We start from the raw sequence: 19,176 nt of genomic DNA on the forward strand, positions 1-19,176 counted from the left end.
CATTGATTCGCCCGCGCAGACGGCATGGTTAACATGCCATTAACCCTCCTCTGATTAGCTAGAGCCGACGTATTCCGTGAGTTGGCATGAAGCCGATTCGCGTGCTTTTCGACAACGAACGGGCTGGATAATATGGGCAGAAGCAATTCGGCAGCGTTGGGCGGTCCTTCCGGTCGTCTCTCGCTTTCGGGAGTGGTTTGGCGGCAGGTGAGAGGCCTCAGTGGCTTCGCGCTGCTGTTCCTGCTGGCGCTTGCCGTTGCGGCACTGGCGACATGGAACGTCATGGACCCCAGCTATTCCTATGCCACGAGCAACGCGCCGACGAACATACTCGGCTTTTCCGGCGCGGCCTTTGCCGACATCATGATGCAGGCGCTCGGTCTTGCCTCCGTGGTCGCGCTGCTGCCGGTCGTCGCCTGGGCTGTCGCGTTGATTTCCAACCGCAGGATTCATCGTGTGCCGGCTCGTCTCGGCGCCTGGGTCGGCGGGGCTATCGTTGCTGCCGGTTCCATCGCCTGCTTCCCCGCGCCTCCGACCTGGCCGATCCCGAACGGTATCGGCGGCGTTATCGGCGACATCGTTCTGCGCTTCCCCGCTCTTTTCATCGGCACCTATCCGAGCGGCGTCTTCGCCACCGTGTTCGGCTCCATTCTCGCGATTCCCGCTACCTGGCTCATGCTGTTTGCTGCCGGCGTTCTCGGCCGCAGCCTGCCGGAAGATGAGGAGGACGAAGAGGAATACGAGAACACGCCGAGCCGTGCGCGCAATGTCGGCGACGACGACGAGGATGACGATCGCGGCGGCTTCCTGGCCTTTGGCGCCCTCATGCACGCCTGGTACAATACGCAGGCGCGCCTTCGCCGGCTATTCGGCATGGGGCCGCGCAAGCGCCGCGACCATGCCTTCGATGCGCCCTACGACTTCAATGACGACGAGTTCGGTACGCTGAACGAGCCGGTGCGCGCCAAGGCGCCGGTTGCCCGCGGCGAACGCGTCGAGCCGTCGATGGACGGTCCGGCGCAGCGCCGCGTCGTTTCTCCGCCGTCGATGAGCATCGACGATGACGAGGATGAGGACGACGATCCCTCCTATGAGCGCGAGCTGCCGCGTCCGGCCGGTATCCTGCCGGATGACGAGGAAGACGAATGGGCGCTGCGTCCCGCATCGCCTAAGGTTCCCGGCGGCCACCGCGTCGTTCCCGCCGCCGCCCGCCCGAAGCCCGGTATCCGCGCCGAGCGCGAGGCGCAAACCTCCTTCATCCGTCCCTATGGTTTCCAGCTTCCGGCCGTGCATCTGCTTGCCGAGCCGAAGACGATCGTGCGTGACGCGACGCTGTCTTCCGATGCGTTGGAGCAGAATGCCCGCATGCTCGAGGGCGTGCTCGAGGACTTCGGCGTCAAGGGTGAGATCATCCATGTCCGGCCCGGCCCGGTCGTCACGCTTTATGAACTGGAGCCCGCGCCGGGCATCAAGTCTTCGCGCGTGATCGGGCTTGCCGACGATATCGCCCGTTCGATGAGCGCCATCGCCGCCCGCGTCGCCGTCGTTCCCGGCCGCAATGCCATCGGTATCGAACTGCCGAATTCCACGCGTGAGACCGTTTACCTGCGCGAGCTCGTCGCCAGCCGTGATTTCGAAAGCTCGAAGGCCAAGCTTGCCATGGCGCTCGGCAAGACGATCGGCGGCGAGCCCGTTATCGCCGATCTCGCCAAGATGCCGCATCTGCTCGTTGCCGGTACCACCGGCTCGGGCAAGTCGGTCGCCATCAACACCATGATCCTGTCGCTGCTCTATCGCATGACGCCGGAACAGTGCCGCCTGATCATGATCGATCCGAAGATGCTCGAACTCTCCGTTTATGACGGCATTCCGCATTTGCTCTCGCCGGTGGTTACCGATCCGAAAAAAGCCGTTGTCGCGCTGAAATGGACCGTCCGCGAGATGGAAGAGCGCTACAAGAAGATGTCGAAGATCGGCGTGCGCAACATCGACGGCTTCAATACCCGCGTCGAGCAGGCCGTCGCCAAGGGCGAAGCGATCAGCCGCACCGTGCAAACCGGCTTCGACCGCCAGACCGGCGAGGCGATCTACGAGACCGAGGAATTCGATCTGAAGCCGATGCCCTATATCGTCGTCATCATCGACGAGATGGCCGACCTGATGATGGTCGCCGGCAAGGATATCGAAGGCGCGGTGCAGCGCCTGGCGCAGATGGCGCGTGCGGCCGGCATCCATGTCATCATGGCGACGCAGCGTCCGTCGGTCGACGTCATCACCGGCACGATCAAGGCGAACTTCCCGACCCGCATCTCCTTCCAGGTCACATCGAAGATCGACAGCCGTACGATCCTCGGCGAACAGGGCGCCGAGCAGCTCCTCGGCATGGGCGACATGCTCTACATGGCCGGCGGCGGGCGCATCCAGCGTGTCCACGGCCCCTTCGTCGCCGACGGCGAGGTGGAAGATATAGTATCCTACTTGAAAACGCAGGGTTCTCCCCAATATCTCGATGCGATCACTGCCGACGATGATGATGACGACGATGGTCACGGTCCGGCGGGTACGGCCAACCTTTCCGACTCGGAGGACCCCTACGACCAAGCCGTGGCGATCGTGCTGCGCGATGGCAAGGCGTCGACCTCCTACATCCAGCGCCGGCTCGGCATCGGCTATAACCGTGCCGCCTCGCTGATCGAGCGTATGGAGCAGGAAGGCTTGATCGGCCCGGCCAACCACGCCGGCAAGCGCGAGATTCTCGTGCCGACGGAAGCGGATGTTCTCGATCGCTGAGGGATCGCGAGCCCGTGTCACATATCCCGAATATGCTTTCGGAGATTTGATCGCGGCCCGTGATCGAGCATGGACCGCCGCGCCATGAAGACGCCGATTTTGCGCGCCATGGACAAAGCATGAAGGAGAATTCGATGAAAAAGACCGATGCACAGCCCTTGACTAGCCTGAACCTGACCCGCCGTCATTTCCTCGGCGCTGTGCTGGCGGCGGGTGCGGCAAGCGCAGGCCCCGTATCGGCCTTTGCACAGGCGCAGGCTGCGGCTGCGACCCTCAATCCCGGCATAGCACAGGCGATCGCCGATCATTTCTCGTCCATCAAGACCATGAAGGGCGGCTTCCTGCAGATCGGGCCGCGTGGCGACCAGATGAGCGGCGCGTTTTTCATCCAGCGCCCCGGCAAGCTGCGCTTCAACTATGACCCGCCGTCCCGCATGCGCGTCATCTGCGACGGCAACAACGTCCAGGTCATCAACGACCAGACGCGTACGAACAACATGTATCAGCTCTCGAAGACGCCGCTGAGCCTGCTGCTCGCCAACAAGATCGACCTTTCCGCGGACATGGTGCGCAATGTCGATGCACAGCCGGACCTTACCAAGATCACGCTCGGAAACCGCACCGTCTTCGGTGATTCGACCATCGCCATGATCTTCGATTCCAAGACGTACGACCTGCGCCAATGGACGGTCATCGACCCCCAGGGCAAGACCACGGATGTCATCATCAACAATGTGAAGACCAATATTTCCTTCGACGACAGCGTTTTCCGGATCGATTATACCGGCACGAGCCGGTGATCCCCTGCCAGCCATGACGAACGGGGAGAAGAGGTTGAACGATCTTCCTTTTCTCTCCTTGCCAGTCTAAATCCCTAGCCTGATTAGAGCAATTCTAGGAAAAGTGCGCAGCGGTTTTCCGTCCGGAATGCGTAAAAACAAACGGATAGAGCGGGAAAGCGATTCTGTGAAACGCTGAACCGCTCTAAGGATAAGGGTTTGGGCATGGGATTTTCGATTGCGACCTGGAACATCAACTCGGTGCGGCTGCGCATGCCGATCGTCGAGCAATTCGTGATGCAGCACCGGCCCGATATTCTCTGCCTGCAGGAAACCAAGGTCCCCAACGAGCTCTTCCCGCTGTCGCCTTTGCGGGCGCTCGGCTACGAGCACATCATCGTCCATGGCCAGAAGGGCTATCACGGCGTCGCCATCGCCTCGCGTGTTCCGCTGACCGAGGACCATCGGCAGGATTATTGCAATGTCGGCGACAGCAGACATATCTCGGCGATCTTCGAACGCGGCGGCCGGCGCATTCGGCTGCACAATTTCTATGTTCCGGCCGGCGGCGACGAGCCGGATCGGGCGATCAATCCGAAATTCGGCCATAAGCTCGATTTCATCGAGGAGATGAAGCGGCTGCATGCGAATGCCGAGCCGAACACGTCCGCCATCCTCGTCGGCGATCTCAACATCGCGCCGCTCGAGCACGACGTCTGGTCGCACAAGCAGTTGCTGAAGATCGTCAGCCACACGCCGGTCGAAACCGACGGGTTGATCGAGGTGATGAAACGTGGCGCCTGGCTCGATCTGATGCGCCAGCATGTGCCTGAAACCGAGAAGCTCTATACGTGGTGGAGCTATCGCGCCAAGGATTGGGAAGCGGCGGATCGCGGCCGGCGTCTCGACCACATCTGGTCGTCATCCGATCTCGGCCCGCTCCTGCAGCGCATCGAGATCCTGAAGGCGGCCCGGGGCTGGGACCGCCCGTCCGACCATGTGCCGGTGACCGCGCATTTCAATCTCTGAGGCCGGAGTTTCAAGAAAACCGGTGCAGAAGTGCCGCGGCCTGCTTGGCGAGGACGGCGAAATTTTCGCGCACGCGGTTTTGGATGAGCAGACCGGCGTCGGGGTATTCCTCAATCAGCCGGTGAAACAGCGCCCGCGTGATGCGGATGACATCGGAGTCCTCCAGCGCCACGGCGGTGTATTTGCGCTCCACCAGCGTCACCAGCGCCAGCTCGGAGAGCATGGCGCCGGCCTGCACGGTGGCCTCGACATGGGGTTGCCCCGCGGGATCAAGGGTGCTCAGCTCAAAACTGCCGCGGGCGATGACATAGGCGCATTCGGCTGGCGATTTTTCGCGGAACAAGGTCAGGCCGGCCGTGACATGGCGACGGTCGGCGCCGAAGGCGATCAGCCGCAACGGCTCATCGCCCATGCCGTGGAACAACGGCAATTGCGACAGCAGGCGGATATCGTCGTTGAGCGCCATCGTATCGCCTACGGAATGATCTTGTAGCCGCCGTTTTCCGTTACCAGGATTTCGGCGTTGGAGGGATCGCGCTCAATCTTCTGGCGCAGGCGATAGACATGGGTTTCGAGCGTATGGGTGGTGACGCCGGAATTGTAGCCCCACACTTCCTCAAGAAGGATATCGCGGGTGACGACTTTCTGGTCGGCGCGGTAGAGATAGCGGATGATCGCCGCTTCTTTTTCCGTCAGTCGGATCTTCTGGCCATCTTCGGTGGTCAGCAGCTTCTGGCTTGGCTTGAAGAGATAACGGCCGACGGTGAAGGTTGCGTCCTCGCTCTGCTCGTGCTGGCGCAGTTGCGCGCGGATGCGGGCAAGCAGCACGGCAAAACGGAACGGCTTGGTGACATAATCATTGGCGCCGGCTTCAAGGCCGAGGATGGTGTCGGAATCGGTGTCGTGGCCCGTCAGCATGATGATTGGTGCCTTGAAGCCGCTCTTGCGCAGCAGCTTCACCGCTTCGCGGCCATCCATATCGGGCAGGCCGACGTCCATGATCAGCAGATCGACGGGAGCGGCGCGTGCGGCCGCGACGCCCTTGCCGGCGGTCGCTTCCTGCAGAACCGTGAACTCCTCATAAAGGGACAGTTGCTCGACCAGCATTTCACGCAGGTCGTTGTCATCATCCACCAGCAGAATGGTGCGTGCGGTCATGCCGTTGCGGTCCTCGTTCTATTGCACCTTAAGTCCTACGCCAAATTGCATTTTTAGCAAGTCGTCAGGCAGCTCAGGCTTGGTCGTCCAGTTGAAACTGCTATGATTTCAAACGAAATCACAAGCAAAGCAAAAACATGTGAGGAAAATGCAAAAAGCAAGGGCGGGTGGCAGGCGGACCGTTTCCACAATCGTCGTTCGCCCCGCGCCGGGGAAGTCCACGCGCGCCCTAGTGCAGATCGGGCCGCTGACGGTGCCGGCGGCGATCGGCCGATCGGGGCGCAGCGTGCTGAAGCGGGAAGGGGACGGCGCGACGCCGATTGCGGCGATGAAGCTGCTTTACGGCTTCACGCGCGGCGATCATGTCCGCTTTCTACGTACATCTCTGCCGATACGGCGCATTCGCAAGAGCATGCTCTGGTGCGATCAGCCGGAAGACGCCAATTACAACAGGCTGGTCAAGGCGCCGTTCAAGCCAAGCCATGAAGAGATGCTGCGGCACGATGGGCTTTACGACATCTGCCTGGTGCTCGATTGGAACATCCGCTCGCGCCAGCGTCACCGCGGCTCGGCGATCTTCTTTCATCTGATCCGGCCGGGCTACGAGCCGACGGCGGGGTGTGTCGCGGTCGATCTTCGCGACATGCGGCGGATCCTTCCGCTGCTGCGCAAGGGTACGACCATCCGCGTCGTCTGACTGGCGGCCCCGGGGTTAAAATCCCAGTATTCCCCACTATATAGGTTTGCGACCGGCGCGCCCCTGCGGCCCTGGCCCGGCTTCTTTCTTTCAGAATTTAAATCACGCCTTCACTCCACCGCTTCTCATCCTTTGGAGACTTATCGTGACCACGCAATCGACGATCACTTTCAATGATGGCAATTCCATTCCGCAGGTCGGCCTCGGCGTCTGGCAGACGCCGGAAAACGTCGCGCCGATGGCTGTCAGCGCGGCGCTGAAGGCCGGCTACCGCCATGTCGACACGGCCGCCATCTACGCCAATGAAGACGGCGTCGGCGAAGGCATTCGCCAGTCCGGCGTCGCCCGCAAGGATATCTTCCTGACCACCAAGCTCTGGAACGAAGCCCAGGGTTTCGATTCGACCCTGAAGGCGTTCGATGAAAGCCTGAAGCGGCTCGGCACCGACTATGTCGATCTCTATCTCATCCACTGGCCGTCGCCGCATCGTGGCCGTTACCTCGATAGCTGGAAGGCTTTCCTGCGCATCAAGGAAGAAGGCCGCGCCCGCTCGATCGGCGTTTCCAATTTCGCCAAGGAGCATCTGGACCGCATTATTGGCGAGACCGGCGTCACCCCGGTGCTGAACCAGATCGAGCTGCATCCGACCTTTCAGCAGAGGGGCTTGCGCGAGGTGCACGACAAGCTCGGCATCAAGACGGAATCCTGGAGCCCGCTCGGCCAGGGCAAGCTTCTCGGCAACGCCGTCATCGGCAAGGTTGCCGCCAAGCATGGCCGCACGCCGGCGCAGGTCATCATCCGTTGGCACATGGACAACGGGCTGATCGTCATCCCGAAATCGGTGACGCCGAGCCGCATCGAAGAAAACTTCAACGTGTTCGACTTCAAACTCGATGCGGATGATCTCGCCGAAATCGCCAGATTGGATTCGGCTGGCGGACGTATCGGGCCGGACCCGATGACGGCGGCGTTCTGATTGTCGAGGTTTGCGGAGGGGAATTGTCTTTCCGCTCAGCATTCGGAAGGCCCGGAGCCGATACTCCGGGCCGCTTAGAATCGTTGATCGTGCCGCGGGCAAAATCTCTTCAAATGCGGCGGCGAAGCGCATTCACCACCAGGGCGAAGGCCGGCGAGGCCTGCCGCCTGCTCGGATAATAGAGATGATATCCGGCAAAGGGCGGACACCAGTCCTCGAGAACCCTGACGAGCCGCCCGTCGTGAAGATGGGGCTGCACGATATCCTCCGGAAGATATGCCAAGCCTAAACCTGCCAGTGCCGCGTTCAGGCGGAGTGCGATATTGTTGAACACCAATTGGCCTTCGACCCGCACCTTCAGCTCCCGCCCGTCCTTCTCGAATTCCCAAGCATAGATGCCGCCGTACGTCGGCAGGCGCAGATTGATGCAATTGTGACCGGTTAAATCCTGAGGTGTCTGGGGTTTCGGCCGATTCTCAAAATATGCGAGAGCACCGACGGCCGCCATGCGCATGTCGGGACCGATGCGAACGGCGATCATGTCTTTCGCCACCTGTTCACCCAGCCGCACGCCGGCATCATATCGTTCGGCGACGATATCGGTCAGGCCATAGTCGACGATGATCTCGACATGGACATCCGGATATTGCGGCAGCAATGTTTCCAGTGCAGGCCAAAGGATGGTTTCGGCTGCATGCTCACCGGCGGTAATGCGAATGGTGCCTGCCGGCTTTTCGCGAAATTCGCTAAGGGCGGCCAATTCGTTTTCGATCTCATCGAAGCGAGGGCCAATGGTCACGAGCAAACGCTCGCCTGCTTCGGTCGGTGAGACGCTGCGGGTGGTGCGGGTCAGCAGCCTGAGCCCCAGACGAGCCTCCAGTCCGCGGATGGTATGGCTTAGCGCCGATTGGGAAACGCCGGGTTTTGCGGCTGCTTTGGTGAAGCTTTGTTCCCGTGCCACGGCAAGGAACGCAATGAGGTCATTCACGGGCTGGCGCGGCATTCATGAATCCTTCTCATAAGCCTTTGCCACTTTTACCATCTAATCGGGGTCAATCGCATGCCCTAAATGCCTGTTATCAGCAGCCGAATTCATCGCGCTGCCCTTAGATCAAAGGACGAAGGTCATGGAAATCAAACGAAACGGTTCGCAGCCATCGAGCAGGGGACCAGCCGATTGGTTCACGGGAACAGTCCGGGTGGATCCGCTGTTTCAAGCCCATGAGTCCACGCGCGCGGCCGGTGCCAGCGTCACATTCGAGCCGGGCGCCCGCACGGCTTGGCATACTCACCCCGCCGGTCAAACCCTGATTGTGACGGCCGGTCTTGGCCGGGTTCAACGCGAGGGCGGGCCGATCGAAGACATACGGCCCGGGGACGTTGTCTTGTTCTCTCCGGGCGAAAAGCATTGGCACGGCGCCTCACCCACCACAGCCATGACCCATATCGCCATTCAGGAACACCGCGACGGCAAAGTGGTCGAGTGGATGGAGCATGTCAGCGACGAGCAATATCGGGCTTGAGGGAGAAGAAGCCATGCAGATGCGTAAACTTGGAAACAGCAGTCTCGAAATCTCGGCTCTCGGTCTCGGATGCATGGGCCTCAGCTATGGTTATGGCCCGGCGACGGATACGCAAGAGGCGATCAAGCTGATCCGTGCGGCCTTCGAACGCGGCGTCACCTTCTTCGACACCGCCGAAGCCTACGGCCCCTACAAGAACGAGGAGCTTCTGGGCGAAGCCCTGGCGCCCATTCGGGAAAAAGTCGTGATCGCAACGAAGTTCGGTTTTGAATTCGATGCGAATGGCGGCCAGAGCGGAATGAACAGTCGGCCGGAACATATCCGCAGGGTTGCCGAAGCCGCGCTGATGCGTCTGAAGACCGACGCCATCGATCTCTTCTATCAACATCGCGTCGATCCGAACGTCCCGATCGAAGATGTCGCCGGTGCGGTGAAGGATCTGATCGGAGAGGGCAAAGTCAAGTATTTCGGATTGTCGGAGGCCGGCGCACAGACGATCCGGCGTGCGCACGCGATCCAACCGGTCGCGGCCCTTCAAAGCGAATATTCACTCTGGTGGAGAGAGCCTGAGGAGGAGGTTCTGCCGACCCTCGAAGAACTCGGCATCGGCTTCGTTCCTTTCAGCCCGCTCGGGAAAGGCTTCCTCACCGGCGCGATCAGCGAAAGCACTACATTCGACAGTAAGGACTTCCGCAACATCGTCCCACGCTTCACGCCGGAAGCGCGAAAGGCCAACCAGGCCCTCGTCGATCTGCTTGGCGCAATCGCGGTGCAGAAGCGGGCGACGCCGGCGCAGATCGCCCTTGCCTGGCTGCTTGCCCAAAAGCCCTGGATCGTTCCGATCCCCGGGACGACCAAGATGCACAGGCTTGAAGAGAACATCGGAGCGGTTGATGTCGTGCTCACCGCCGACGATCTTCAGCGTATCGAGGGCGCGCTCTCTCAGATCGCCGTGCAGGGGGACCGCTATCCTCCGCACCTGCAAGCAAGGGTCAACCGTTAGAGCGCCACGCGGCCGATCCGATAAGAATGCTACGCGTGAAAGTAGCCCGTCATCGGCGGGCTATTTTCAGTGGTTCAGACCGCGGCGGACTTTTCCAGCGCAGTCTCGAAGTCGGATAGATATTTACCGAGCAGCGCATTCAATGCCGCTTTTTCCTCCTCCGACAGACCAGAGACGAGACGGGCCTGCGTCTCGACATGGGCTGCCACCGCGCTGTCAATCAGCGCAAAACCCTTTTCGGTCAGCGACACCAGAAAGCTGCGGGCGTCTTCGGGGTTGACGCTGCGGGCAACGAGGCCAGCTTTTTCCAGTTGATCGATGCGATTGGTCATGGTGCCGGAGGTTACCATCATGGCGGCCATCAGATCGCTGGGGGAGAGGGCATAGGGCATTCCCGAGCGGCGCAGCGTCGCCAGCACGTCGAAGGTTGCGCGATTCAAGCCGAACTGCGCGAAAGTACGGTCCATCTCGCGCCCAAGATGGTGGGCTACGTTTCCGAGGCGGCCGATCAATCCCATCGGGGTGGTATCGAGATCGGGCCGCTCCCTTTTCCATTGGGCAAGAATCTTGTCGATGCGGTCCATGCCAGGACATCGCCATGGAAAAACCTTGACGTCAAGATATTTTGAACTATCTTGAGGTCAAGATAAATCCGGAAGTAAGGCATGACGCGCAATTCCGATCTCTTGTTGACTGCCGTCTCGCCGGCGATCTGGGGCAGCACCTATCTTGTGACGACGGAACTTCTGCCGGCCGGCTATCCGCTGACGGTTGCCCTGTTGCGTGCGTTGCCCGCAGGGCTGCTTCTGCTCGCCATCGTGCGGCGGGTACCGCACGGCATCTGGTGGGTGAGATCGCTCGTCCTCGGCGCTCTGAATTTCTCCATCTTCTGGTGGATGCTGTTCATCTCCGCCTACCGGCTGCCGGGCGGCGTGGCAGCGACCGTCGGTGCGATCCAGCCGCTGATCGTCATCGTGCTGGCCCGCCTCTTGCTCGGTTCGCCGATCCGCGGCCTTTCCATCGTGGCGGCGCTTGCCGGCATTGTCGGCGTTGCGTTCTTGATCCTTACGCCGCGGGCAACGCTCGATCCCGTCGGCATTGCGGCCGGGGTCGGCGGCGCCGTCTCCATGGCGGCCGGTACCGTGCTCAGCCGGCGCTGGCGGCCCGATGTCTCGCCGCTCACCTTTACTGCCTGGCAGTTGACCGCTGGCGGCTTGCTGTTGCTGCCTTTCGCCATGATGATGGAGCCGCCGCTTCCCCTTCCGACCGCCGCCAATATTCTGGGCTTTGCCTATCTCGGCCTGATTGGAGCGGCGCTCACCTATATTCTCTGGTTTCGCGGCCTGTCGCGCCTGGAACCATCCGTCGTCTCGCCGCTCGGCTTTCTCAGTCCCATGACCGCCGTGATCCTCGGCTGGGGCGTGCTGGACCAACAGCTCAGCGCGATTCAGATCCTGGGCATCGCCATCGTGCTTGGCAGCGTCTGGCTGAGCCAGCGCGCGCAGCAGCTTCCTTCTGCCGGGAAATCAGCGCCCGCCAATCCGGCAATCGCGTCGGAACGATAGAGTCCGGAGACCGGGAATCCGATCAGTGCTTCGTCCATCGGGACAAACAAAAAAGGCGGCTCGAAAGCCGCCTTTGTCGGTTATCTGAAATCAATCAGTTCCATTCGCGAATATCGACGAAGTGGCCGGCGATTGCCGCTGCCGCTGCCATAGCCGGCGAGACCAGATGGGTGCGGCCCTTGAAGCCCTGGCGGCCTTCGAAGTTGCGGTTCGAGGTGGAGGCGCAGCGCTCGCCCGGCTTCAGGCGGTCGTCGTTCATGGCGAGGCACATGGAACAGCCCGGCTCGCGCCAGTCGAAGCCGGCGGCCTTGAAGATCTTGTCGAGGCCTTCGGCTTCCGCCTGTTCCTTCACAAGACCGGAGCCGGGAACGATCATCGCGTCGACGGTGGATGCCACCGTCTTGCCTTCGACGACCTTGGCGACGGCGCGCAGGTCTTCGATGCGGCCGTTGGTGCAGGAGCCGATGAAGACGCGATCGATGTTGATCTCGGTCATCGGAGTGCCCGGCTTCAGGCCCATGTAGTCGAGGGCGCGCCACTTGGAAGCGCGCTTGGTCTCATCCTGGATCTCGTCCGGGTTCGGAACGATGCCCTGCACAGAGACGACGTCTTCCGGCGACGAACCCCAGGAGACAATCGGCGGCAGGGCGGCAGCGTTGAGCACGACGACGCGGTCGTAATGCGCGCCTTCGTCGCTCTGCAGCGTCTTCCAGTAGGAGATCGCCTGCTCCAGTGCTTCACCCTTCGGCGCGCGCGGCTTGCCCTTGATATATTCGAAGGTCGTCTCGTCCGGGGCGATCAGGCCGGCGCGGGCGCCGCCTTCGATCGACATGTTGCAGATCGTCATGCGGCCTTCCATCGACAGCGCGCGGATCGCTTCGCCGGCATATTCGATGACGTAGCCGGTGCCGCCGGCAGTGCCGATCTCGCCGATGATGGCGAGGATGATGTCCTTGGCAGTGACGCCCTCCGGCAACTGGCCGTCGACGCGCACCAGCATGTTCTTCGCCTTCTTCTGGATCAGCGTCTGTGTGGCGAGCACATGCTCGACCTCGGAGGTGCCGATGCCGTGCGCCAGGGAGCCGAAGGCGCCGTGGGTGGACGTATGGCTGTCACCGCAGACAATGGTCATGCCGGGCAGGGTGAAACCCTGCTCAGGGCCGATGATGTGGACGATGCCCTGACGCTTGTCGTTTTCGGAGTAGTATTCCACGCCGAATTCAGCCGCGTTCTTGGCGAGCGCCTCGACCTGGATGCGGCTTTCCTCGTTCTTGATGCCGAGATGGCGATCAGCAGAGGTCGGAACGTTATGGTCGACGACGGCCAGCGTCTTTTCCGGGGCGCGAACCTTACGGCCGCTCATGCGCAGGCCTTCGAAAGCCTGCGGCGACGTCACTTCATGAACGAGGTGACGGTCGATGTAGAGAAGACAGGTGCCGTCGTCCTGGCTGTCGACGAGATGATCATCCCAGATTTTGTCGTAAAGGGTGCGTGGAGCGCTCATGGCTACAGATCCATATTGCATTGTCGAAAATGGGGGTGACGGATCAGGACCGCCGGCCTCGGGAGTGATCAGCGAAGTCGGCTGTTGAGCGCGCCCGAAATCATCGCAAAGAATCGGGCCGGCAGGCGCTTATGGTCCTGCAGCACGAAAGCCGTGACGAGCTGTCCGTCTTTGCTCATGATCTTTGTCATGCCGATGCTCATACCAATTTTCAAAACCTTCGGCAATGGTGGCGATAGGGTGGTGTTGGGTGGGCCGACGTTTGGCCGCAGCCATCACACTTGCGCATCCGGCGGCTGGCCAGGCGCCATGCGGCGGAAGGCGGAGCGATCGCCGCCCGAACGCCGGCGCATCCAGGCTTCGAGCTGCCGCAGCAATAGCGACAGGCCAATCGTCAGCAACAGGTAGATGAAAGCGAGGATCGACAGCGTTTCGAAGTAGCGGAAATTGGCCGAGTAATAGAGCTTGGCAAGCTGGCTGATATCGGCAACGCCCAGCACGGACACCAGCGAGCTGTCCTTCACCATCGCGATGAAGTCGTTGGACAGCGGTGGCAGGATCACGCGGATCGCCTGCGGAAAGACGACGAGGCGGAAACGCTGGAAGCGGGTGAGGCCTAGCGCCTTTGCCGCTTCGATCTGGCCCTGGTCGACGGCTTGAATGCCGGCGCGGAAGATCTCGGCGATGAAGGACGAATAGCCTATCGTCAGCGCGATGATCGTGCGCCAGACGAACGGCACGTCGCGGACGACAAGCGGGCTTGTCCAGCCGGCGGAAATCAACGGGGAAATGATGAAGTTATAAACGGCGACGAAGGCCGGTGTGCCAACGAAGGCGACGTAGGAGAGCAGCACGAGCATCGGGATGCCGCGCACGATCTCGATATAGAAGCGCGCGGCCTGCCGCAGCACGAGGAAGTCCGACAGGCCAAGCAGCGCAAGCCCAAGGCCGAGCAGCATGGCAAGCGTAAAGGCCACCAGCGTCACGAAGATCGTGACGCCGATGCCGTTGAGCAGAAGAGAGAAGATCTGGGCGTAGAGGCCGTTTGCCGCGATTGCGATGGAAACGACGACGCCGAGTATGGCAAGGGCGATCAACCACCAGGGAAAGTCATCCTTGCCGGGGTGCCCGCCCAGGCCTGTCAATGGTGCCATCAGAGCGGGCTTCCAGTATATCGATCTGCAGGGTTCATTGGCCCATCTTGTAGTCGAGGAACCACTTCTTGTTCAGGGCGTCGAAGGTGCCGTCGGCCTTCAGGCTGGCGATGGCGGCATTGATCGGAGCGACGAGATCGGAGCCTTTCTGGAAGATGAAGCCGAAATCCTCGGTGCCGAGAGGATCGCCGATCAGCTTCAATCCGCCGTTTGAAGCGTCGACGTAACCCTTGCCTGCCGTGCCGTCGGTCAGCACCAGATCGACATCGCCGGTCTTCAGCGCCTGCACGGTCGCGCCGAAGGTTTCGAAGGTCTTGATGCGCGGGTTCTGCTCGTTGCCGTCGAGGACTTCATAGACGGCGGTGTAGAAGGGGGTCGTGCCCGGCTGCGCGCCGATCAGGCCTTCCTTGAAGGCGGCGAAGCTCTTGGCATCGGTGAAGCGCTTCTCGTCGCCGCGCACCAACATGAACTGCTGCGAGCGCATATAGGGATCGGAGAAGTCGACCTTCTGCTTGCGGTCTTCCTTGATGGTAATGCCGGTCATGCCGATGTTGTACTGGCCTTCGGAGACGGCCTGGATCATCGCATCCCAGCTCGTGTTCTGGTACTCGACCTTGAAGTTCAGCCGCTTGGCGATCTCGTTCATCGCGTCATATTCCCAGCCGATCGGCTTGCCGGACTTGGGGTCGACGAATTGCAGCGGCGGATAGGCATTCTCAGTGACGACGACCACGGTCTTGCCGTTCAGGTTCGGCAGATCGGCGGCGAAAGAAGCAAATGGTGCAAGCACGAGGGCGGTCAGGCCCAAAAGAAACGAACGACGGAATGTCATGGAAATCTCCCCGGATAGCGCAACGGAAAATTGTCATAATTAGAAAGCGAATGGCAAGGCTATTGCCATGGTCGCGACGATAAAAACAGAAAAGCCTCTCCAAAGCTGGTGGTTTGCGGGGAATTTTCCTTCTCGTCCCTTTATCTCCTTCGCAACAAAAAAGGCGACCCGAAGGCCGCCTTGATCTCTGCAATCCAAGAGGAAAGCTTATTCTGCTGCCGGTTCCGCGGCGGCTGCAGCGGCTTCGGCTGCTGCCTTTGCTTCGGCGGCTTCTGCTGCTGCCTTCTCGGCTGCGAGAGCCTGAGCTGCGGCAACCTTTTCAGCTTCAATGCGAGCCTTTTCATCGGCCAGAGCCTGGCGCTCGGCATCGTTGAGCTTGCGAGCGCGCGTGCCGGTGTTTTCAACGATACGGGCAGCCTTACCGCGCAGGTCGCGCAGGTAGTAGAGCTTGGCGCGACGGACCTTACCGCGGCGAACGACTTCGACGCTTTCGATCAGCGGCGAGTAAACCGGGAATACGCGCTCGACGCCTTCGCCGTAGGAGATCTTGCGAACCGTGAAGTTTTCCTGCAGACCGCCGCCGGAGCGGGCGATGCAAACGCCTTCATAGGCCTGAACGCGGGTACGGTTGCCTTCCGTGACCTTCACGTTGACACGGACGGTATCGCCGGCCGAAAACTCGGGAAGGGTACGCTTGGCTTCGATCTTGGCGGCCTGTTCGGCTTCCAACTGCTGAATGATGTTCATGTTATCAACCTCTTTGTTGGTTCAACAGCCAGAGCGCTCCGAATGGTCTATCCTTGGTCGAGCCTCGGATATCTGCCAATAAAGGCAGGAGCGAATACGTCTGCTTTTCTTTGCTGGTTGATGGGAAATTTCCCATGCCGGGCGCGCACATATCCTATTGTCGCGGCTTTGTCACCCCTTGTCGGGGAATTTCATGAGCGAGACGTCGCTTTTGATGGAATCCGCTCCTCCCGCTGACTAAAAAACAAGCTGGTGTCCGAAGGGTTTAAATAATTGTCAAAATTCGCGTCGTGCTGCACACTTATTTCTTCAGGGGAGCTAAGAAAAGAGGCAGTCATGACAGTGAATAATCCATCGCCCTTGCTCTACAACGAGGATCTGGCGCCAGCCGAGGAGCGAAAGTGGGGAGCTTTCAGCATTTTCAACGTCTGGACCTCGGACGTCCATAGTCTATGGGGCTACTATCTTGCCGCCAGCCTTTTTCTGCTCTGCGGCAGCTTCATCAACTTCGTCATCGCCATCGGCATCGGCTCGCTGGTGATCTTCTTCTTCATGAGCCTAGTGGGCAACGCTGGCGTCAAGACCGGCGTACCGTTCCCGGTGCTGGCGCGTGCTTCGTTCGGCACATTCGGCGCCAATCTGCCGGCGCTCGTGCGCGCCGTCGTCGCCTGCTTTTGGTATGGCGCGCAGACGGCCGCCGCCTCGGGCGCGATCGTCGCGCTCCTGATCCGCAATGACACTATCCTGGCCTTCCATCAGAACAGCCATATGCTCGGCCACTCCACGCTGGAAGTCATCTGCTATGTCGTCGTATGGGCCTTGCAATTGCTGATCATTCAGCATGGCATGGAGACCGTGCGCAGGTTCCAGGATTGGGCCGGTCCTGCGGTCTGGGTGATGATGCTTATCCTCGCCGTCTATCTGGTGGTGAAGTCCGGCACTTTCTCCTTCGGTGCAGAAATTCCGCGGGATGTGCTGCTCGACAAGACCAAGGACGCCGGCGTACCGGGTGAACCCGGCAGCTTTGCCGCGCTCGCGGCGGTCGCCGCGACCTGGATCACCTATTTTGCGGCGCTCTACCTGAATTTCTGCGATTTCTCGCGCTATGCCACGGACACGAAAACCCTGCGCAAGGGCAATCTTTGGGGTCTGCCGATCAACCTTTTGGCTTTCTGCCTCGTTGCGGGCGTGACGACGACGGCAGCATTTGCCGTCTATGGCGACGTGCTGCTGCATCCAGAAGCGATCTCGGCAAAATTCGACAGTTGGTTCCTGGCCTTGCTGGCGGCGCTCACCTTCGCGGTGGCGACGCTCGGCATCAACGTCGTGGCGAATTTCGTCTCGCCGGCCTTCGACTTCGCCAATGTCTTCCCCAGGCTCATCAGCTTCAAGCGCGGCGGTTATATCGCGGCCTTGATTGCGCTGGTGCTTTATCCCTTCGCACCGTGGGAGACGGGTGCCGCGCACTTCGTCAACTTCATCGGCTCCACCATGGGCCCGATCTTCGGCATCATGATGGTCGACTACTATCTGATCCGCAAAGGTCAGCTAAACGTCGAGGCGCTCTATCAGGAGAATGGCGAGTTCGAGTTCCAGGGCGGTTGGCACGTCAACGCTTTGATCGCCTTCGTCATAGGCGGCCTGTTCTCATCGATCCTGCCGACCTTCACTAGCATTCTGCCGGATTGGTGGGGAACCTATGGCTGGTTCTTCGGCGTCGCTATCGGCGGAGCGGTCTACTACGTGCTCAGGATGCGCAGCGCGCCGGCCGCCGCCGCCTTGCAGAAGTAGCATCGGATGCCATGAAGCTTCGATCCGCCACTCCTGAAGTGGCGGATCAGGCAATCCGGCCGCACGTTTTCGCCGAGCTGTAACCGCAACTCACGTCGGTAGCGGTCTGCCGGCCTGTTCGCTGATCATGTACTCGGCGTACCAATTCGGCCAATCCTCATCACGCTGGCCGCCGGTCCGCTTCTCATGCTCGCCATGCGCCATCTCGGCACGGCGGAGCGCGCTGGCAAGCTCAGTCTGTGAAATGAACGTCGTGGCGTTCGCATCCACGCGTCCGGGCAATCTCGCCGTGATCTCCTGCAATAGCCAGCCGTTGCCGTCCGGATCGTTGAACGAGGCGAACGAGCGGTAGCTGCGATGCTCGGGATCCCGACCGCCGACCCGGAGCCGCCCGAACAGGTAGGGCTCGTCCGCGCCTGTGTAGACGCCGCCAGCATCGTGGAACACCTCGCTGACTTCGGCGCCGCGGTCGAGCAGCTCCTTGCGGGCGGCCTCGATGTCGGAGACGATCAGGTACAGTCCCTTAGCGGAACCGGGTGCCGCTGCGGTCACGTTCTTGCCGAAGATGACAGAACATCCGGAGCCCGGCGGCGTAAACTGGATGACGCGGTAGCCGCCATCGTCGGAGGCGAAATCGGCGTCGAGCCTCCAACCCAGCCCGCCATAAAAGCGCTTGGCCCGATCGACATCTGACACAGGGATGACGACAATCTCGAACTTCATGTCAACGGTATTGCTCATGCTCAGCTCCTTAGGTTTGGATGCCTTGAGGGTAGTGACACATGTACAAATGAAGCGCGGGGATCATAGCGGGGACAGGCAGTCGGATCAATTATCCCGATGTATTAGCGAGAAATATGCTACCTTTGATTGTGTAAAAATTCAAATGTTCGACGAGGTTTGGCTAGGCGCCTTTGTCGCTTCCGTAGCCGCTATTTCTTAGGGGTCTGATCAAGCAAATCCGGCCGGCGTTCCCGGGTCAGTGTCTCCGCCTCTTGCCTCTGCCATTTGGCGATGGCGCCATGGTTGCCTGACGTCAGTACCGCCGGAATCTCGTGTCCTTCCCAGACCTGCGGCCGCGTGTACTGCGGATGTTCAAGCAGGCCGCCTTCGAAGCTCTCGTGCAGGCCGGAAAGATCGTTGCCCATGACGCCGGGCAGGATGCGGACGACGGCGTCGAGCAGGATCAGCGCTGCCGGCTCACCGCCGGAGAGAATGTAATCGCCGATCGAGACCTCTTCGAGATTGCGCCCGTCGATCACCCGCTGGTCGACGCCCTCGAAACGGCCGCAGACGATGATGACGCCGTTGCCGGCGGCGAGTTCCCGAACGCGGTTCTGTGTCAGCGGTTTTCCGCGCGGGCTCATCAGCAGGCGCGGGCGGTCGTCGTTTTCGGAGGCGTGGTCGATGGCGCGGGCAAGCACATCCGGCTTCAGCACCATGCCGGCGCCGCCGCCGGCGGGCGTGTCATCGACGGTGCGGTGCTTGTCGGTGGCGAAATCGCGGATCTGCACGGTGTCCAGCGACCATTGCTCGCGCTCCATCGCTTTGCCGGCGAGAGAGACGCCGAGATGGCCGGGAAACATCTCGGGGTACAGTGTCAGGATGGTTGCCCGGAAACTCATGGC

Annotated in this window: 20 protein-coding genes; 9 read left to right on the top strand and 11 right to left on the bottom strand. The window is 60.9% G+C overall.

Going from position 1 to position 19,176, the window contains the following annotated elements; genetic code table 11:
- Nucleotides 1–132: 132 nt before the first annotated feature.
- From ACXHXG_RS18330 to ACXHXG_RS18340, 3 genes are all read left to right on the top strand, one after another.
- On the top strand, nucleotides 133–2,790 hold the full coding sequence (locus ACXHXG_RS18330) for an FtsK/SpoIIIE family DNA translocase (RefSeq protein WP_457900197.1): 2,658 nt from the start codon (nucleotides 133–135) through the stop codon (nucleotides 2,788–2,790).
- A gap of 134 nt (nucleotides 2,791–2,924) precedes the next feature.
- The gene (locus ACXHXG_RS18335) at nucleotides 2,925–3,590 is read left to right on the top strand and encodes an outer-membrane lipoprotein carrier protein LolA (RefSeq protein ID WP_457900198.1); all 666 of its coding nucleotides are present in this window, start codon (nucleotides 2,925–2,927) and stop codon (nucleotides 3,588–3,590) included.
- A 204-nt stretch (nucleotides 3,591–3,794) separates the two neighbouring features.
- On the top strand, nucleotides 3,795–4,598 hold the full coding sequence (locus tag ACXHXG_RS18340; protein ID WP_457900199.1) for an exodeoxyribonuclease III: 804 nt from the start codon (nucleotides 3,795–3,797) through the stop codon (nucleotides 4,596–4,598).
- A 10-nt stretch (nucleotides 4,599–4,608) separates the two neighbouring features.
- Here the strand turns inward: ACXHXG_RS18340 and ACXHXG_RS18345 are convergent, their stop codons facing one another.
- Both ACXHXG_RS18345 and ACXHXG_RS18350 read right to left on the bottom strand, forming a co-directional pair.
- The gene (locus ACXHXG_RS18345) at nucleotides 4,609–5,064 is read right to left on the bottom strand and encodes a cyclic nucleotide-binding domain-containing protein (protein ID WP_457900200.1); all 456 of its coding nucleotides are present in this window, start codon (nucleotides 5,062–5,064) and stop codon (nucleotides 4,609–4,611) included.
- Nucleotides 5,065–5,072: 8 nt separating this feature from the next.
- Nucleotides 5,073–5,756, bottom strand: a complete 684-nt coding sequence (locus ACXHXG_RS18350; RefSeq protein ID WP_104824679.1) for a response regulator transcription factor — start codon at nucleotides 5,754–5,756, stop codon at nucleotides 5,073–5,075.
- A 148-nt stretch (nucleotides 5,757–5,904) separates the two neighbouring features.
- Between ACXHXG_RS18350 and ACXHXG_RS18355 the strand changes: the two genes are divergently transcribed.
- Nucleotides 5,905–6,453 (top strand): L,D-transpeptidase family protein, encoded by a 549-nt coding sequence (locus tag ACXHXG_RS18355; RefSeq protein ID WP_457900201.1) that lies wholly within the window; start codon nucleotides 5,905–5,907, stop codon nucleotides 6,451–6,453.
- A gap of 145 nt (nucleotides 6,454–6,598) precedes the next feature.
- Nucleotides 6,599–7,429: an aldo/keto reductase gene (locus tag ACXHXG_RS18360; protein ID WP_283047871.1), complete on the top strand. Its 831-nt coding sequence runs from the start codon at nucleotides 6,599–6,601 to the stop codon at nucleotides 7,427–7,429.
- A 109-nt stretch (nucleotides 7,430–7,538) separates the two neighbouring features.
- On the opposite strand, the gene ACXHXG_RS18365 is transcribed toward ACXHXG_RS18360, so the two are convergent.
- On the bottom strand, nucleotides 7,539–8,432 hold the full coding sequence (locus ACXHXG_RS18365; protein ID WP_457900202.1) for a LysR family transcriptional regulator: 894 nt from the start codon (nucleotides 8,430–8,432) through the stop codon (nucleotides 7,539–7,541).
- 124 nt (nucleotides 8,433–8,556) lie between these two features.
- Here ACXHXG_RS18365 and ACXHXG_RS18370 point away from each other — a divergent pair, with 124 nt between their 5' ends.
- Nucleotides 8,557–8,952 carry a (R)-mandelonitrile lyase gene (locus ACXHXG_RS18370; RefSeq protein ID WP_104824675.1) on the top strand — a complete coding sequence of 132 codons (396 nt, stop codon included), beginning with the start codon at nucleotides 8,557–8,559 and terminating at the stop codon, nucleotides 8,950–8,952.
- Between the two features lie 13 nt (nucleotides 8,953–8,965).
- Nucleotides 8,966–9,955, top strand: a complete 990-nt coding sequence (locus ACXHXG_RS18375; RefSeq protein WP_457900203.1) for an aldo/keto reductase — start codon at nucleotides 8,966–8,968, stop codon at nucleotides 9,953–9,955.
- Between the two features lie 74 nt (nucleotides 9,956–10,029).
- On the opposite strand, the gene ACXHXG_RS18380 is transcribed toward ACXHXG_RS18375, so the two are convergent.
- On the bottom strand, nucleotides 10,030–10,539 hold the full coding sequence (locus ACXHXG_RS18380; protein ID WP_457900204.1) for a MarR family winged helix-turn-helix transcriptional regulator: 510 nt from the start codon (nucleotides 10,537–10,539) through the stop codon (nucleotides 10,030–10,032).
- An 81-nt stretch (nucleotides 10,540–10,620) separates the two neighbouring features.
- Here ACXHXG_RS18380 and ACXHXG_RS18385 point away from each other — a divergent pair, with 81 nt between their 5' ends.
- Nucleotides 10,621–11,520: an EamA family transporter gene (locus tag ACXHXG_RS18385; RefSeq protein WP_457900205.1), complete on the top strand. Its 900-nt coding sequence runs from the start codon at nucleotides 10,621–10,623 to the stop codon at nucleotides 11,518–11,520.
- Between the two features lie 94 nt (nucleotides 11,521–11,614).
- Here ACXHXG_RS18385 and leuC read toward each other — a convergent pair whose 3' ends face one another.
- The 5 genes from leuC to rplS all read right to left on the bottom strand — a co-directional run bounded on the left by leuC (nucleotide 11,615) and on the right by rplS (nucleotide 15,757).
- Complete coding sequence (leuC, locus tag ACXHXG_RS18390) at nucleotides 11,615–13,024, bottom strand: 3-isopropylmalate dehydratase large subunit (RefSeq protein ID WP_457900206.1); 1,410 nt, start codon at nucleotides 13,022–13,024, stop codon at nucleotides 11,615–11,617.
- A gap of 68 nt (nucleotides 13,025–13,092) precedes the next feature.
- Nucleotides 13,093–13,215: a hypothetical protein gene (locus ACXHXG_RS18395; protein ID WP_260303993.1), complete on the bottom strand. Its 123-nt coding sequence runs from the start codon at nucleotides 13,213–13,215 to the stop codon at nucleotides 13,093–13,095.
- Between the two features lie 84 nt (nucleotides 13,216–13,299).
- Nucleotides 13,300–14,178: an amino acid ABC transporter permease gene (locus ACXHXG_RS18400; RefSeq protein ID WP_457900207.1), complete on the bottom strand. Its 879-nt coding sequence runs from the start codon at nucleotides 14,176–14,178 to the stop codon at nucleotides 13,300–13,302.
- Nucleotides 14,179–14,212: 34 nt separating this feature from the next.
- Nucleotides 14,213–15,010 (bottom strand): basic amino acid ABC transporter substrate-binding protein, encoded by a 798-nt coding sequence (locus ACXHXG_RS18405; RefSeq protein ID WP_104824669.1) that lies wholly within the window; start codon nucleotides 15,008–15,010, stop codon nucleotides 14,213–14,215.
- Nucleotides 15,011–15,217: 207 nt separating this feature from the next.
- Entirely contained in the window at nucleotides 15,218–15,757 is a 540-nt protein-coding gene (gene rplS / locus ACXHXG_RS18410) for a 50S ribosomal protein L19 (RefSeq protein WP_104824668.1), read from the bottom strand.
- A 336-nt stretch (nucleotides 15,758–16,093) separates the two neighbouring features.
- Between rplS and ACXHXG_RS18415 the strand changes: the two genes are divergently transcribed.
- A complete protein-coding gene (locus tag ACXHXG_RS18415) occupies nucleotides 16,094–17,548 on the top strand; it encodes an NCS1 family nucleobase:cation symporter-1 (RefSeq protein ID WP_104824667.1) in 1,455 nt (484 codons plus the stop codon).
- Nucleotides 17,549–17,638: 90 nt separating this feature from the next.
- Here ACXHXG_RS18415 and ACXHXG_RS18420 read toward each other — a convergent pair whose 3' ends face one another.
- Nucleotides 17,639–18,289 (bottom strand): VOC family protein, encoded by a 651-nt coding sequence (locus tag ACXHXG_RS18420; RefSeq protein ID WP_283047862.1) that lies wholly within the window; start codon nucleotides 18,287–18,289, stop codon nucleotides 17,639–17,641.
- A gap of 191 nt (nucleotides 18,290–18,480) precedes the next feature.
- Nucleotides 18,481–19,173: a tRNA (guanosine(37)-N1)-methyltransferase TrmD gene (gene trmD / locus ACXHXG_RS18425; RefSeq protein WP_283047860.1), complete on the bottom strand. Its 693-nt coding sequence runs from the start codon at nucleotides 19,171–19,173 to the stop codon at nucleotides 18,481–18,483.
- Nucleotides 19,174–19,176: the final 3 nt, after the last annotated feature.

The organism is Rhizobium sp. LEGMi-198b (assembly GCF_054114205.1).